Below are 15,073 nucleotides of genomic sequence, written 5' to 3'. Positions count from 1 at the left end.
CGCGGCTCAACCCGCGAGCCGCGTCGCCACCGCAGGAACTACCCGCGCGGTCGCCGGTTCAAGCAGCCAATCACCAGGAGATCAGCTTTGGCCGACGGCGCCGCCCCCACCCAGATCCTCATCCAGACCAGCGTCAGCGGCACGATGAAGGTCGAGAGCCGCGACGGCGACCATGTCGGCAGCGTTCACGCGTTCATGGTCCACAAGGGCAACGGCCGGGTAACGCACGCGGTGCTGAGCCTCGGCGGCTTCCTGGGCATGGGCAAGAGCTTCTACCCGCTGCCGTTCGAACTGCTGCAGTTCGATCCCGTCCGCGATCTCTACGTCGTCACGATCGACCGCCGCCTGCTGGAAGGCGGCCCCAGCTGGGCGAACAACGCCCCCGTGTTCGACCAGGCCTATGCCGATCGCGTCGCCAGCTATTACTCGGTCAGCAGCACCAACCTGTCGATGGGCTAGGCGGCTTCGAGCGATCCTATCGAGCGCATGCAGCGACAAAGGCTCCCACGGAACCGAGCGCAGTGGTCGAGCAACCGCCACTCACCCGTTCGTGCTGAGTAGAGATCGAGTAGCCCGCAGGGCGTTATCGAGAGCTCGTATCGAAGCACAGGTTCCGCGCACCAACTCATCCCTCGATACGGGCTCTCGATACGCTGCTGGCGCAGCTACTCGATCCCTACTCGGGACGAACGGGGTGAGACTGACTTCTCGCTCGCGGGAGGCAAGCGTCACCCCGATCACCGCCCCCCGCGCTTGCCCATTCGGATCTTCTGGCTCTTGCCGTACCGCGTCTTCCGCGTGCCCGGCTTGCCTTCGTTGCTGCGGCCCATGACGGGCGCGCGATGCTGCTCGACCGGCAGGCCGAGTTCCTCCTGCTCCAGCTGGCGGATCTCGTCGCGCAGGCGGCCGGCGGTCTCGAATTCCAGATCGGACGCGGCCTTGCGCATCTGCTTTTCGAGATCCTCGATATAGCCGCGCAGGTTGTGGCCGACCATGTGCGGGCGGTCCTCATCGATCTCGACGGTGACCTGGTCCTTCGACGCGACGTGGGCGATGATGTCGCCGATGTTGCGGCGGATCGTGGTCGGGGTGATGCCGTTCGCCTCGTTATAGGCGAGCTGCTTCTCGCGGCGGCGTGCGGTCTCGTTCATCGCCCGCTCCATCGAACCGGTGATCCGGTCGGCGTAGAGGATGACGCGCCCGTCGACGTTGCGGGCGGCGCGGCCGATCGTCTGGATCAGCGAGGTTTCCGAACGCAGGAAGCCTTCCTTGTCGGCGTCGAGGATCGCGACCAGCCCGCATTCGGGGATGTCCAATCCCTCGCGCAGCAGGTTGATGCCGATCAGCACGTCGTACACGCCGAGCCGAAGGTCGCGGATCAGCTCGATGCGCTCCAGCGTCTCGACGTCGCTGTGCATGTAGCGGACCTTCAAGCCCGCCTCGTGCATATACTCGGTAAGGTCCTCCGCCATCCGCTTGGTCAGCGTCGTCACCAGCGTGCGGTAGCCCGCCTCCGCGGTCTTGCGGCATTCGACGATCAGGTCCTGGACCTGTTCCTCGACCGGCTTGATCTCGACCGGCGGATCGATCAGCCCGGTCGGGCGGATCACCTGTTCGGCGAACACGCCGCCGGTCTGCTCCATCTCCCAATCGCCCGGCGTCGCCGAGACATAGGTGGTCTGCGGGCGCATCGCGTCCCATTCGTTGAAGCGCAGCGGTCGGTTGTCGATCGCCGAGGGCAGGCGAAAGCCATATTCGGCGAGCGTCAGCTTGCGGCGGTGATCGCCGCGCGACATGCCGTTGATCTGGCCGATCGTGACATGGCTCTCGTCGACGAACAGCAGCGCATTCTCGGGCAGATATTCGAACAAGGTCGGCGGCGGTTCGCCGGGCAGTCGCCCGGTCAGGAAGCGGCTGTAATTCTCGATCCCCGCGCAGCTGCCGGTGGCGGCGATCATCTCGAGGTCGAAATTGGTGCGCTGCTCCAGCCGCTGCGCCTCGAGCAGCTTGCCCTCGCCGATCAGCTCCTTCAGCCGTTCCGCCAGCTCGTGCTTGATCGCCTCGCCCGCCTGCTTCAGCGTCGGGCCGGGCGTGACGTAATGCGAATTGGCATAGATCCGCACCGAATTCAGGCTCGCGACCTTCTTGCCGGTCAGCGGATCGAATTCGGTGATATCCTCGATATCGTCGCCGAAGAACGAGATGCGCCAGGCGCTGTCCTCGTAATGCGACGGGAAGATCTCGAGATTGTCGCCTTTCACGCGGAAGTTGCCACGCTGGAACGCCGCGTCGTTGCGCTTGTACTGGAGCGCGACCAGCTTGCGCACGATCTCGCGCTGGTCGACCGTCGTTCCCTTCTTCAGGTCGAAGATCATCGCCGAATAGGTCTCGACCGATCCGATGCCGTAGAGGCAGCTGACCGAGGCGACGATGATCACGTCGTCGCGTTCGAGCAAGGCGCGCGTCGCCGAATGCCGCATCCGGTCGATCGATTCGTTGGTCGAGCTTTCCTTCTCGATATAGGTGTCGGACCGCGCGACATACGCTTCGGGCTGATAATAGTCGTAGTAGCTGACGAAATACTCGACCGCATTGTCCGGGAAGAACGACTTCATCTCGCCGTAAAGCTGCGCCGCCAGGATCTTGTTCGGTGCCAGGATCAGTGCGGGGCGCTGCAGTTCCTCGATGACCTTGGCCATCGTGAAGGTCTTGCCCGACCCGGTGACGCCGAGCAGCACCTGGTCCTTCTCGCCCTCCTTCGCCGCCCCGGCCAGCTCCGCGATCGCGGTCGGCTGGTCGCCCGCGGGGACGTAGTCGCTCACGATCGTGAAGCGCTTGCCGCCTTCGGCCTTGCTCGGCCGCGACGGCCGGTGCGGGACGAACGCGCTGCCGGTTTCAGGTTCGTCGAGACTGGTTCGGATCTGGATCGCCATGGCACGAATATGGGTCCGCGGGGATGGATTGGCAACGAAGCGTGAACGGACGCGTGCCGGTTTTCACGCCGGGTGACGCGCGCCTCCGCTGCCGCTAGTCTGGGATCGGGGCGCGAAGCTCCGGCGCGGGCGATCACCCGCGACCACCCATCGGGAGAGCGACATGATCGGCTATGCGACACTCGGCAGCAACGACATCGACAAGGCGCTGGGCTTCTACGACGCGCTGTTCGCCTCGGTCGGCGGCAAGCGGCTGATGCAGATGCCCGACGAGCGCAAGCTCACCTTCTACGGCGCCGGCGCAGGCAAGCCGATGCTCGCGATCGGCCGGCCCTATGACGGTGAACAGGCGACTGCGGGCAACGGCACGATGGTCGCGCTGGCGGCGGATACGCGCGAGCAGGTCGACCAGATCTACGCCAAGGCGATCGAGCTCGGCGGCGGCGACGAAGGCGCGCCGGGCACCCGCGGCCCCGACGCGATGGGCTTCTACGGCGCCTATTTCCGCGATCTCGACGGCAACAAGTTCTGCGCGTTCAAAATGGGATGATCGACACCGATCGCCTCGTCCTGACGCAGCCGACGCTTGCCGATCTCGACGACAGCGTCGCGATGACCGGCGAGGCGTCGGTGATGGCGTTCATCGGCGGCAAGCCGCTGACCCGCGAGGAAGCCTGGAACAAGGTCCTGCGCAATATCGGGCATTGGGCCGCGTTCGGCTACGGGCTGTTCACCGTGCGCGAGCGTGCGGGCGGCGGCTTCGTCGGCGAGATCGGCCTCGCGCATTTTGCGCGCGGGTTCGGCGCGACGTTCGATCCCTATCCCGAAGCCGCCTGGATCATGGCGCAAGCGGGGCAGGGCAAAGGCTATGCGACCGAGGCGGTTGCGGCTGCGCACGAATGGCTGGCGCGCGAGCATGGCGCGACGCGCACGGTGTGCATCATCGACCCCGCGAACCTGGCGTCGATGCGGGTCGCGGTGAAGCTGGGCTATGTGGCGTTCGGCGAGGTCGAGTATCGAGGCGCACGGCCGGTGATGCTGGCGCGGGGATAGCGAGTCTTCCGCTCGGCCCTTTGGTCCTGCGCTACCCGCACGGTGTTCCTGCGAACGCAGGAACCCAGGGCCACGAGCGTGAACGCCAGTAACCCTGGGCTCCTGCCTACGCAGGAGCACGGCAGCCAGCTACAACTGCATTAGATCAACGGCAGCGCACGTTTCCACGGTCGACCGACTGGCCGAGCAACGCACCGCCACCGGCGCCGATCAGCGTGCCGAGCAGGCGCGAACCGCCGCCCGCGATCACGTTGCCGAGCGCACCGCCGGCGAGGCCGCCGACGATCAGGCCGGTGGTGCCGTCGTTGCGGCGGCAATAATAGCGCCCGTTCTGCCCGCGATAGATGCGGTCGTTGCGGCCGAGACGACGCTCCTGATAATAGCGGCCGTCCCGGTAATATTGGTCCGCATAATAGGCGCGCTGGCCGCGGGGCAGGCGGTTATAGTCGTAATTGCGCGACTGCCGCCAATCACGCATGTCCTCTCGGCGATCCTTGCGCGCGTCGCGGACGTCGTCGCGATATTCGCGGCGGGCGTTGCGCACGTCCTTGCGGCTGTCCGCATTGCGCAGGTCCTTGCGGTAATCCTGGCGCGCGTCGCGAACGTCTTCGCGGTACTCGCGCTGGGTTTGGCGCGGATTGTCCTGCGCAGTGGCGGGGATCGCGGCGAACGCGGTCGCGGCGAGCGCCGCGCTCAACATGGCTATACGCATCATACTCTCCTGTCGTTCATGAGATGGGGCGCCGCGACGCTATGGTCGCGGCGCCCCAAGAAGCTCAGGCGATCAGCGGCAGCTCTTGTTGCCGCCGCGCTCGATCGCACGGCCGGCGAGACCACCCGCCAGCGCGCCGCCGAGCGTACCCACGGTACGGTCGCCGCGCGTGTCGATCGTCCGGCCGAGCAGCGCGCCGCCGACCGCACCGATCACCGCACCGGTGGTACCGTCGGGCTTGCGGCACCGCAGCCGACCACGATCGTCGCGCCACTCCTTGTACTGGTAGCGCTTGCGCGCGTCGGCCTGCGACGCCGGCAGGACCAGGGTGGGTACGACCATCGCGGTGCAACCCAGGGCGAGGAACAATTTACGCATCAGAACACTCCCGTTATGAAATCCAGTGATGCGCTAACGTCGATCAAGCCACGCCAGTTGCATGAACTGAAAACAACATCGTGTTCATCCCGGGACAGGCGGGGATCCGCGGCGCGGTCACCAGCGATAGTTGAAGCTGATGCTCACCCGTTCGGCGCGCGCGGCGTTGGCGACGACCTCGTGCCGCAGCCAGCTTTCCCACAGGAAAACGCTGCCCGGCTGCGGCTCGGCATAGACGAACGCCGCATGGCTCTCGTCCGCGTCGGCGCGGCGCGGCGGCGCCGCCATCATCATCGGCAGCCGCGGATCCTCGAGTTTCAGCGCGCCCGATCCCGGCGGTACGGTGACGTAGACCGTACCCGACACGACGCTGTGCGGATGGATATGCCCCGAATGGGTGCCGCCGGGCTTGAGGACGTTGACCCACAGGCTGTCGATCTTCAGCTTGCGCCCGCCGAGATCGAACGCGCAGGCATCCGCGAACGCCGCGACATGGCGGTTGAGCCGGCGGACCAGGTCAGCGAACGCCGGGTCGCGCTGCGGCAGATCGGCGAGCGAGGCGTAGCTGGTATAGCCGCGATATCCCTTCGCCTTCGACCAGCGCCGCCCGGCGACGTCGTCCTCGGCCAGCGCACGGCACGAATGGTCGAGCTCCGCGACGAACGCGTCGTCGGCAAGGCTGTCCTGGTAGAAGGGTGTCGCGAAGAGATGGCGGATCGGCATGGCCGCGCACGAAGCACGGCGACGGGGCGGCTTCAACCCTGCAGGCGCAGCGCGACCTCGTTCATGAAGCGCACGTCGTCGCGCTCGGCGAGCCAGCGCGCCTCCGCGGCGATCGCGCCGAGCACGTCGGTGAGCGGATCGATCTCGCTCTTGGCATAGTTGCCGAGCACATGGCCGGTCACGCGGTCCTTGTGCCCGGGATGGCCGATGCCGATCCGGACCCGGCGGAAATCGGGGCCGAGATGCTGGTCGGTGGATCGCAGGCCGTTATGCCCCGCGGTGCCGCCGCCGGTCTTCACCTTGATCTTGAACGGCGCCAGATCGAGCTCGTCGTGGAACACGGTGAGCGCCTCGATCTCGAGCTTGTAGAACCGCAGCGCCTCGCCGATCGATCGGCCGCTGTCGTTCATGAAGGTCGCGGGCTTCAGCAGCAGGATCTTCTCCGCGCCGATCCGCCCTTCCTGCACCCACCCCTGGAACTGCTTGCGCACTGCACCGAAGCCATGGACCTCGGCGATCGAATCGACCGCCATGAACCCGACATTGTGCCGGTGCATCGCATATTGCGCCCCCGGATTGCCGAGCCCCGCCCAGATCTGCACGGTCGTTCCTTGGTTGTTGATGGGGGCGTTTCGTGGGTGTTCACGCGAAGGCGCGAAGGCGCAAGGAGAAGGGGGTTCACGCGGAGACGCGGAGACGCGGAGGAAGATGAAGTAGACAGCCTGCGGCGCAGCCTTCAACTCGCCTTCTTCTCTCCGCGCCTCCGCGTCTCCGCGCGAACCAATCCTTCGCGCCATCGCGCCTTCGCGTGAACCGTTCACCCTTGAGGCTCACCCCACCCCCGTTCGTCTCAAGTAGGGATCGAGCGAAGTCGAGAGCCCGTATCGAGAGACAGTGCCCCAAGAGGGGGCCTCTCGATACGCCGTCTCGACGAGCTCGACGGCTACTCGAGGCGAACGGGTTGGGTAAGCATCGACCAGAGGGTACGATAAGACCGCGCTTACGCCTCGGGGGTCTCGCCCGCTTCGTCACCCTCGGTCGCTTCCGCAGCCTCGGCCGACTCCGCAGCCGCCGTCTCGGCGACCTCGGCATCCGCGGCCTCGTCAGCAGCGGTCGGCACCGTCGGCGGCACGATCGTGGCGATCGTGAAGTCGCGGTCCTCGACCGACGGCTGCACGCCGTTCGGCAGCGCGACGTCGGAGATGTGGATCGAATCGCCGATCTCGCGGCCCTTCAGCGAGATCGTGATCTCGGTCGGGATCTCGCTCGCGTCGCACACCAGCTCGAGGTCGTGGCGAACGATGTTGAGCACGCCGTTGCCCTTGCTGATGCCGGGCGATGCGTCCTCGTCGGTGAACACCACCGGCACCTGGACGGTGACGGTCGCGTGCGCCGAGATGCGCAGGAAATCGACATGGACGGGACGGTCGGTGACCGGGTGGAAGGCGACGTCCTTCGGCAGCGTGCGCTCGCCGTTGACCATCACCACGGTGTTCATGAAGTGGCCGGTGGCCAGCGCCTTGTTCAGCGCCTTTTCTTCGAGGTGAACCGAGGTCGGTTCCTTGTTCTGGCCGTAGATCACGGCGGGGACGCGGCCATCACGACGCAGCGCCCGGGAGGCTCCCTTGCCAACCCGGTCACGCGTCTCGGCTGCGAGCGTCAGTTGGTCGCTCATTGCAATTCTCCGAAACGATAGATGTTATGCTTCCCGCCACGCCTCCAGGGATGACCATGGCCGGAAGCGGGCGCGCATAGCCGGGCAGGCCGCAAAAAGCAACTACAGCCCTCCTCGTTCCCATCCGACAGTTGGCCCGTGTGTCCCCGCGAAGGCGGGGACCCAGTACTGGGCTCCCGCTTTCGCGGGAGCCCAAATGGATATCTGCAGATCGCGACAATTCGCCGACCCCGAACGCGGTACGCCCCCAATTATTCCTTAATAGGCGACCCGCTGCGACTTCACGCCGGCGGCGCGCAATTGCGCCAGCACGCTGTCCTTGCCCGCGAGATGCCCGGCACCGATCGCGACGAAGACGGTGCCCGGCCGGGTCATCCGCTGACGGATCCACGCCGCCCAGCGCTTGTTGCGGTCGACCAGCAGCACCTTGGCGACCTCGGGCGAATCCTTCAGGCTGTCGTTCATCTCGTCGGCCAGCGCCTCCGGCTTGCCGTCCGCCCAGTCGTTCACCGTCGTCGCCATCGTCGTCTGCAGCTTGGGCAGCTCGTCGATCGTGCTGGTCAGGAACTGCATCTGCGCGGGCGCCGACAGGCTGCCGAAATAGCCCAGCTGCTGCGCCGCGGTCTCCAGCCCGATCACCGGCTTGCCCGCGGCCTTCGCCGCCGCGGTGATCACCTCCTCGGGGCCGTTGCTGCTGTCGTAGCCGAGCTTGGAGAGCGGCGCGATCGACAGCTGGGTCGCGGCCAGCCACGGCTTGTACCGGTCGAGCGCGTCGGCGGGCAGGCCGAGGTCCTTCACCGCCTGGGTATAGGCGGCACGCTTGTCCGCGGGCAGCTGCTGCGACAGCGGCGGCGTGCCGGGCGCGGCGACGCCGTTCGCCATCACCAGCCCGGACATCGTCGTCGGATCGGGCATCACCAGTTCCAGCACCACCTCACCCGATCGGTCGAACGCCGCGCGGACGCCTTCGTCGAACCAGGTCATGCCGGGCTTCAGCACGTGGATCGTCCCGAACAGGTAGATCGTCGTGTCCTTGTCCTTCACCACCCACAAGGCGGGATCCGCATCGTTGGCCGCGCGCGGCGCTTTGGCGGGGGTCTGTGCGCAGGCGGGCAGCGCGAGCGCGAGGACGGCGGCCGACAGCGCTCGACGGAAGGAACGGATCATCAAGCGCGGCATCCTCTGATTTCTACTGGCGTCCACGTAATGCCGCACCGCACCACTTGCTAGATCGCGCCGCTTCCGCCTAAGCGCTCGGGCGTGTCCAGCCAGCCGCTCTCCTTCCAGCGCATGATCCTCACGCTCCACGATTACTGGAGCGACCATGGCTGCCTGATCCTCCAGCCCTACGACATGGAAATGGGCGCGGGGACCTTCCACACCGCGACGACGCTGCGCGCGCTCGGCCCGAACCCGTGGAACGCGGCGTTCGTCCAGCCTTGCCGCCGCCCCACCGACGGCCGCTATGGGGAAAACCCGAACCGGCTCCAGCATTATTACCAATATCAGGTGATCCTGAAGCCCAGCCCCCCCGACCTGCAGGAGCTGTATCTCGGCAGCCTGTCGGCGATCGGCATCGACATGATCCGCCACGACATCCGCTTCGTCGAGGACGACTGGGAATCGCCGACGCTCGGCGCCTGGGGGCTCGGCTGGGAAGTGTGGTGCGACGGCATGGAGGTGACGCAGTTCACCTATTTCCAGCAGATGGGCGGCTTCGACTGCAAGCCCGTCGCGGGCGAACTGACCTACGGGCTCGAACGCCTGGCGATGTACATCCAGGACAAGGACAGCGTCTACGATCTCGCCTTCAACGACGCCGGCGTGACCTATGGCGACGTGTTCCTGGAAAACGAAAAGCAGATGTCGGCGTGGAACTTCGAGGTCGCCGACACCGACAGCCTGTTCGACCAGTTCCGCAAGCACGTCGCCGAATGCGAGAACAGCCTGGCGGCAAAGCTGCCGATCCCGGCCTACGAGCAGGCGATCAAGGCCAGCCACGTCTTCAACTTGCTCCAGGCGCGCGGGGTGATCTCGGTCGCCGAACGCCAGGCCTATATGGGCCGCGTCCGCGATCTCGCGAAGGGCAGCTGCCAGGCGTGGATGGACAAGAACGGATGGGCGGCTTGATGGCGCTGCAGGCAAAAGTTGGGTTCCTGCGGAGGCGCGGAGGCGCGGAGGAGAAGAAGGTGTTGTGCGCGCAGAGCCGCGGAGGACGCAGAGGCGTCCGGGGCAGCGCGCAGCGCCTTCATGAACACCGTGCCGAGATCGGATCGCTGGCCGCTGAAGCGACCGGTTTCCCCATAACCCCTCTGCGCTCTCTGCGTCTCTGCGCGCAAAACCTTCTTCTCCTCCGCGCCTCCGCGCCTCCGCGTGAATCGATCCCTTCTACCGACAGCGCCGGATCATGACCGATTTCCTCCTGGAACTCCGCTCGGAGGAAATCCCCGCGCGGATGCAGGACAAGGCGCGCGACGATCTCGCCCGCCTGTTCGCCGCCGAGCTCGCCAAAGCCGGCCTCGCCGCCGCAGCGATCGACACCTATGCCACCCCCCGCCGCCTGGCGCTGATCGCGCGCGACCTGCCCGCCGAGACCGCGGCGGTCAGCGAGGAGCTGAAGGGCCCGCGCACCGCCGCGCCGCCCCAGGCGCTCGACGGCTTCCTCCGCAAGACCGGCCTGGCCCGCGACGCGCTCGTCGAGCGCGACGGCGTCTATTACGCGGTGATCGACAAACCCGGCCGCGCCACCGATGCGGTTCTCGCCGAGGCGATCCCCGCGATCGTCCGCGCCTTCCCCTGGCCGAAGTCGATGCGCTGGGGCGACGCCTCCGCCTCGACCGAATCGCTGCGCTGGGTCCGCCCGCTCCACGGCATCGTCGCGCTGCTCGGCAGCGACGTCGTGCCCTGCGCGATCGCGGGCATCGTCAGCGGCCGCAGCACCGTCGGCCACCGCTTCCACGGCGCGGGCACGATCGAGATCCTGTCCCCCGCGGACTATGCCGATCAGCTCCGCGCCGCGCATGTCGTGCTCGACCAGGACGAACGGCGCGCCCTGATCCGCACCCGCGCCGCCGCGCTCGCCGCCGAGGCGGGACTGGTGCTGGTCGAGGACGAAGGGCTGGTCGGAGAGAATGCCGGGCTCACCGAATGGCCGGTGCCTTTGCTCGGCCGCTTCGACGCGGCGTTTCTCGACGTGCCGCCCGAGGTGATCCAGCTCACCGCGCGGGTGAACCAGAAATATTTCGTCTGCCGCGACGCCGCGGGGAAGCTCGCCAACGCCTTCGTCTGCACCGCCAACATCGACGCCAGCGACGGCGGCGCCAAGATCGTCGAGGGCAACCGCAAGGTCCTCGCCGCCCGCCTCTCCGACGCGCGGTTCTTCTACGACACCGACCTGAAGGTGCCGCTCGAGGAGCAGGCGAAGAAGCTCGACAAGATCGTCTTCCACGAAAAGCTGGGCACGCTCGCCGACAAGGTCGAGCGCGTCGCGAAGCTGGCGAGATGGTTGGTCGAACAGGGTATAATCCTCCTTGGCACGGAGTTCGGGGTTGGATTGCCCCCGGCAATCCAAGATCGTGCTGGGAGCACGATCGACCCCGAACTGGGGACCAGCGCAGCTGGTGGAGGGGGCGCGCCACAAGCGGCAACGCCCGTGGAGCCCCCCCTCCACCCCCAGCCTGCGGCTGGCGGTCCCCCTCCCCGTACCGGGGAGGAATTAGCCGACCTCGCCGAACGCGCCGCGCGCTTGTGCAAGGCCGACCTCGTCACCGGCATGGTCGGCGAGTTCCCCGAGCTACAGGGCCTGATGGGCGGCTATTACGCCGCCGCCCAGGGCGAGCCCCAGGAAGTTGCCGACGCGATCCGCGACCACTACAAGCCGGTCGGGCAAGGTGACGACGTCCCGACCGCGCCGGTAACGGTGGCGGTGTCGCTGGCGGACAAGCTGGATACGCTTTTTGGCTTCTTCGCTGAGGACGAGCGGCCGACAGGCTCAAAGGATCCTTTTGCGCTGCGCCGTGCGGCCCTCGCCATTCTCGCAATCCAAATGCAGCAGCAACTTCGCTGGGAGCTGACAGCGCTGTACGACAACTGGATCAGGCTATCCGGGCGTGAGTATCTGCAAGCGGCGGGCGGGCTAGAGCATCTTCGCTACTTCTTCGCCGACCGCCTCAAAGTCCAACAACGCGAAGCTGGCGTCCGGCACGACCTCATCGACGCGGTGTTCGCGCTAGGCGGGGAGGACGACCTCGTCCGCCTGCTCGCCCGCGTCCGCGCGTTGCAGGCGTTCGTGACCACCCCCGACGGCACCAACCTCCTCGCCGGCTACAAGCGCGCCGCCAACATCCTGAAGAAGGAAGGCTACACCACCGCCAGTGCTCCTGCGAACGCAGGAGCCCACGGCCAGGTAGCGAGCGCCAACCCTGGGCTCCTGCCTGCGCAGGAGCACGGAACACCGGACAAACCCCTGTCCTACACGCCAGAAAACGCCGAAGCTGCGCTCATCACCGCGCTCGACTCGGCCGAACCCGCCGCCGCCGCCGCGATCGAGGCGGAGAATTTCGAGCGCGCGATGGCCGCGCTCGCATCGCTCCGCGCGCCGATCGACGCCTTCTTCGAAACCGTGACCGTCAACGACGCCGACCAAGCCAAGCGTGCCGCCCGCCTCCGACTGCTCGCCCGCGTCCGTACCGCGGTCCACGCCGTCGCCGATTTCTCCAGGATCGAAGGGTAGCGACCGCCGCGACCCACCTTCAACTTATTCAACATTCGACCCCGACGACATGCTTCCTTCCTCCCCGGGACAGGCATTGAACCGTAGCGAAGGACCAGCGATGACCCAGTACGTGTACCGTTTCGGCGGCGGCGTTTCGGACGGGGGCAAGGGCGACAAGAACTTGCTCGGCGGCAAGGGCGCGAACCTTGCGGAGATGGCGTCGATCGGCCTGCCGGTGCCGCCCGGCTTCACCATCTCGACCGCGATGTGCGCGACCTATTACGACGAGGGCGAGCGGTTCCCGCAGAGCCTGCGCGACGAGGTGGCGAACGGCATCGCGCATATCGAGGGAATCACCGGCAAGCGCTTCGGCGACCCCGCCGATCCGTTGCTGGTGTCGGTTCGCTCGGGCGCCCGGGTGTCGATGCCGGGGATGATGGACACCGTCCTCAACCTCGGACTGAACGACGCCACGGTCGAGGGGCTCGCCGCGGCCAGCGGCGATCCGCGCTTCGCCTGGGACAGCTATCGCCGCTTCATTCAGATGTACGCCGACGTCGTGCTGGAACTCGATCACGGCGCGTTCGAGGAAACGCTGGAGATCGCCAAGGAGGATCGCGGCTTCTACCTCGATACCGAATTGTCGGCCGACGACCTGAAGGCGCTGGTCGACGAGTACAAGGCGCTGGTCGAGAAGCAGTGGAACAAGCCGTTCCCGCAGGACGTGCACGACCAGCTCTGGGGTGCGGTCGGCGCGGTGTTCGGATCGTGGCAGTCGGAGCGCGCGAAGGTCTATCGCCGCCTCAACGACATCCCCGCCGACTGGGGAACCGCGGTCAACGTCCAGGCGATGGTGTTCGGCAACATGGGTGACACCAGCGCCACCGGGGTCGCCTTCACCCGCGATCCGGCGAAGGGCGACCGCAGTTATTATGGCGAATTTCTGATCAACGCGCAGGGCGAGGACGTCGTCGCCGGCATCCGCACCCCGCAATATCTGACGAAGGCGGCGCGCGAGGAGGCGAACGCCAAGCCGGCGTCGATGGAAGAGGCGATGCCGGCGGTCTATGCCGAACTGGCAGCGGTATTCGACCGGCTCGAAACGCACTACCGCGACATGCAGGACATCGAATTCACGGTCGAAAAGACTAAGCTGTGGATGCTGCAGACCCGGTCGGGCAAGCGCACCGCGAAGGCGGCGCTGAAGATCGCGGTTGATATGGCGTCCGAAGGGCTGATCACCCGCGACGAGGCGATCGCGCGGGTCGATCCGATGGCACTCGACCAATTGCTCCACCCGACGCTCGATCCGAACGCCCGCCGCGACGTGATCGCCAAGGGGCTTCCCGCCTCGCCGGGCGCGGCCTCGGGCGCGGTGGTGTTCGACGCCGACACCGCGGAAAAGCGCGCGGCGGCGGGCGACGCGGTGATCCTGGTGCGGACCGAGACCAGTCCCGAGGACATCCACGGCATGCACGCGGCGAAGGGCATCCTCACCGCGCGCGGCGGCATGACCAGTCACGCCGCGGTGGTGGCGCGCGGCATGGGCCGGCCGTGCGTGTCGGGCGCGGGGATGCTCTCGATCGACGTGAAAGCGCGGGTGATGCGCGTCGGAGAGCGGATCGTGAAGGAAGGCGAGATCCTTACCCTCGACGGCACCACCGGCGAGGTGATGCTGGGCGCGGTCGAGACCGTCCAACCCGAGCTGTCGGGCGATTTCCAGACGCTGATGGAATGGGCCGACGGCGTCCGCCGGCTGAAGGTGCGGGCGAACGCGGAGACTCCGCTCGACTGCCAGACCGCGCGCGATTTCGGCGCGGAAGGGGTGGGGCTGTGCCGGACCGAGCATATGTTCTTCGACGCCGCACGGATCACCGCGGTGCGCCAGATGATCCTGGCGTCGGACGAGAAGGGCCGGCGCGTCGCGCTCGACAAGCTGCTCCCCGCGCAGCGCAGCGACTTCACCGCGATCTTCGAAGTGATGGCGGGACTGCCGGTGACGGTGCGGCTGCTCGATCCGCCGCTCCACGAATTCCTGCCGCACGAGGAGAACGAGTTCGCCGAGGTGGCCGCCGCCGCGGATGTCGATATCGACCTGCTCAAGCGCCGTGCCGCCGAGCTGCACGAATTCAACCCGATGCTCGGCCATCGCGGCTGCCGTCTCGGCGTGACCTATCCCGAGATCTACGAGATGCAGGCGCGCGCGATCTTCGAGGCCGCGATCGACGTCGCGGAGAAATCGGGCGCCGCGCCGATCCCCGAGGTGATGATCCCGCTGGTGGGCACCAAGCGCGAGCTCGACCTGATGAAGGCGGTGGTCGATCAGGCCGCGCAGCTCGTCTTCGCCGAACGCGGCACCACCATCGACTATCTGGTCGGCACGATGATCGAGCTGCCCCGCGCCGCGCTGAAGGCGGGCGAGATCGCGGAGACCGGCGAGTTCTTCTCGTTTGGCACCAACGACCTGACCCAGACCACGCTCGGCGTCAGCCGCGACGACGCCGCGCGCTTCTTGGGCGTCTATGTCGAGAAGGGGATCTACGCGAAGGACCCGTTCGTCAGCATCGACGTCGAGGGCGTCGGCGAGCTGATCGAGCTGGCGGCGGAACGCGGCCGCCGGACCCGGCCCGACATCAAGCTCGGCATCTGCGGCGAACATGGCGGCGACCCGGCGAGCATCGCCTTCTGCGAGAAGGTCGGCCTCGATTACGTCTCGGCATCCCCCTACCGCGTCCCGATCGCGCGGCTGGCGGCGGCGCAGGCGGCGCTGGCGAAGCGATAGGGCCGTCGCCAATCGTGTCCCCGCGCAGGCGGGGACCCAGTACTGGGCTCCCGCCTGCGCGGGAGCACAAGCAAGGTCAGTCGAACTAGCGCCACGCCTTCCG

13 protein-coding genes are annotated in these 15,073 nt (G+C 67.0%); 6 read left to right on the top strand and 7 right to left on the bottom strand.

Annotated elements, in window-relative coordinates:
* Positions 1 to 87 precede the first annotated feature (87 nt).
* Positions 88 to 459: a PRC-barrel domain-containing protein gene (locus tag ACT009_RS07955; protein WP_445193798.1), complete on the top strand. Its 372-nt coding sequence runs from the start codon at positions 88 to 90 to the stop codon at positions 457 to 459.
* Between the two features lie 278 nt (positions 460 to 737).
* On the opposite strand, the gene uvrB is transcribed toward ACT009_RS07955, so the two are convergent.
* Complete coding sequence (gene uvrB, locus ACT009_RS07950) at positions 738 to 2,933, bottom strand: excinuclease ABC subunit UvrB (protein ID WP_445193797.1); 2,196 nt, start codon at positions 2,931 to 2,933, stop codon at positions 738 to 740.
* Between the two features lie 163 nt (positions 2,934 to 3,096).
* Here uvrB and ACT009_RS07945 point away from each other — a divergent pair, with 163 nt between their 5' ends.
* Positions 3,097 to 3,483 carry a VOC family protein gene (locus ACT009_RS07945; RefSeq protein WP_445193796.1) on the top strand — a complete coding sequence of 129 codons (387 nt, stop codon included), beginning with the start codon at positions 3,097 to 3,099 and terminating at the stop codon, positions 3,481 to 3,483.
* Complete coding sequence (locus ACT009_RS07940) at positions 3,480 to 3,986, top strand: GNAT family N-acetyltransferase (RefSeq protein WP_445193795.1); 507 nt, start codon at positions 3,480 to 3,482, stop codon at positions 3,984 to 3,986. Before ACT009_RS07945 ends, ACT009_RS07940 begins: the two co-directional genes overlap by 4 nt.
* A gap of 145 nt (positions 3,987 to 4,131) precedes the next feature.
* On the opposite strand, the gene ACT009_RS07935 is transcribed toward ACT009_RS07940, so the two are convergent.
* The 6 genes from ACT009_RS07935 to ACT009_RS07910 form a co-directional block, all read right to left on the bottom strand.
* On the bottom strand, positions 4,132 to 4,698 hold the full coding sequence (locus ACT009_RS07935; RefSeq protein ID WP_445194042.1) for a glycine zipper 2TM domain-containing protein: 567 nt from the start codon (positions 4,696 to 4,698) through the stop codon (positions 4,132 to 4,134).
* 72 nt (positions 4,699 to 4,770) lie between these two features.
* Positions 4,771 to 5,076 carry a glycine zipper 2TM domain-containing protein gene (locus ACT009_RS07930; RefSeq protein ID WP_445193794.1) on the bottom strand — a complete coding sequence of 102 codons (306 nt, stop codon included), beginning with the start codon at positions 5,074 to 5,076 and terminating at the stop codon, positions 4,771 to 4,773.
* A 117-nt stretch (positions 5,077 to 5,193) separates the two neighbouring features.
* Positions 5,194 to 5,799: a TIGR02466 family protein gene (locus ACT009_RS07925; RefSeq protein ID WP_445193793.1), complete on the bottom strand. Its 606-nt coding sequence runs from the start codon at positions 5,797 to 5,799 to the stop codon at positions 5,194 to 5,196.
* Between the two features lie 32 nt (positions 5,800 to 5,831).
* On the bottom strand, positions 5,832 to 6,401 hold the full coding sequence (gene pth / locus ACT009_RS07920) for an aminoacyl-tRNA hydrolase (RefSeq protein ID WP_445193792.1): 570 nt from the start codon (positions 6,399 to 6,401) through the stop codon (positions 5,832 to 5,834).
* A gap of 398 nt (positions 6,402 to 6,799) precedes the next feature.
* On the bottom strand, positions 6,800 to 7,474 hold the full coding sequence (locus ACT009_RS07915) for a 50S ribosomal protein L25/general stress protein Ctc (RefSeq protein ID WP_445193791.1): 675 nt from the start codon (positions 7,472 to 7,474) through the stop codon (positions 6,800 to 6,802).
* Between the two features lie 258 nt (positions 7,475 to 7,732).
* Positions 7,733 to 8,641, bottom strand: a complete 909-nt coding sequence (locus ACT009_RS07910) for a TraB/GumN family protein (RefSeq protein ID WP_445193790.1) — start codon at positions 8,639 to 8,641, stop codon at positions 7,733 to 7,735.
* Between the two features lie 93 nt (positions 8,642 to 8,734).
* Between ACT009_RS07910 and ACT009_RS07905 the strand changes: the two genes are divergently transcribed.
* The 3 genes from ACT009_RS07905 (at position 8,735) to ppdK (ending at position 14,970) form a co-directional block, all read left to right on the top strand.
* A complete protein-coding gene (locus ACT009_RS07905; protein ID WP_445193789.1) occupies positions 8,735 to 9,604 on the top strand; it encodes a glycine--tRNA ligase subunit alpha in 870 nt (289 codons plus the stop codon).
* A 277-nt stretch (positions 9,605 to 9,881) separates the two neighbouring features.
* Positions 9,882 to 12,206: a glycine--tRNA ligase subunit beta gene (gene glyS / locus ACT009_RS07900; RefSeq protein ID WP_445193788.1), complete on the top strand. Its 2,325-nt coding sequence runs from the start codon at positions 9,882 to 9,884 to the stop codon at positions 12,204 to 12,206.
* Between the two features lie 100 nt (positions 12,207 to 12,306).
* A complete protein-coding gene (ppdK, locus tag ACT009_RS07895; RefSeq protein ID WP_445193787.1) occupies positions 12,307 to 14,970 on the top strand; it encodes a pyruvate, phosphate dikinase in 2,664 nt (887 codons plus the stop codon).
* The last annotated feature ends 103 nt before the right edge of the window (positions 14,971 to 15,073 follow it).

The sequence above is a fragment of the Sphingomonas sp. Tas61C01 genome, from assembly GCF_052567495.1.
Note: the sequence above shows the minus strand (reverse complement) of the source record. Positions and strands in the feature narration are given on the sequence as shown.

Excerpts from the sequence above, each read along its gene's own strand:
- uvrB (WP_445193797.1), bottom strand. The coding sequence starts at position 2,933 with ATGGCGATCCAGATCCGAACCAGTCTCGACGAACCTGAAACCGGCAGC.
- ACT009_RS07945 (WP_445193796.1), top strand. The coding sequence starts at position 3,097 with ATGATCGGCTATGCGACACTCGGCAGCAACGACATCGACAAGGCGCTG.
- ACT009_RS07940 (WP_445193795.1), top strand. The coding sequence starts at position 3,480 with ATGATCGACACCGATCGCCTCGTCCTGACGCAGCCGACGCTTGCCGAT.
- ACT009_RS07935 (WP_445194042.1), bottom strand. The coding sequence starts at position 4,698 with ATGCGTATAGCCATGTTGAGCGCGGCGCTCGCCGCGACCGCGTTCGCC.
- ACT009_RS07930 (WP_445193794.1), bottom strand. The coding sequence starts at position 5,076 with ATGCGTAAATTGTTCCTCGCCCTGGGTTGCACCGCGATGGTCGTACCC.
- ACT009_RS07925 (WP_445193793.1), bottom strand. The coding sequence starts at position 5,799 with ATGCCGATCCGCCATCTCTTCGCGACACCCTTCTACCAGGACAGCCTT.
- ACT009_RS07915 (WP_445193791.1), bottom strand. The coding sequence starts at position 7,474 with ATGAGCGACCAACTGACGCTCGCAGCCGAGACGCGTGACCGGGTTGGC.
- ACT009_RS07910 (WP_445193790.1), bottom strand. The coding sequence starts at position 8,641 with ATGATCCGTTCCTTCCGTCGAGCGCTGTCGGCCGCCGTCCTCGCGCTC.
- glyS (WP_445193788.1), top strand. The coding sequence starts at position 9,882 with ATGACCGATTTCCTCCTGGAACTCCGCTCGGAGGAAATCCCCGCGCGG.
- ppdK (WP_445193787.1), top strand. The coding sequence starts at position 12,307 with ATGACCCAGTACGTGTACCGTTTCGGCGGCGGCGTTTCGGACGGGGGC.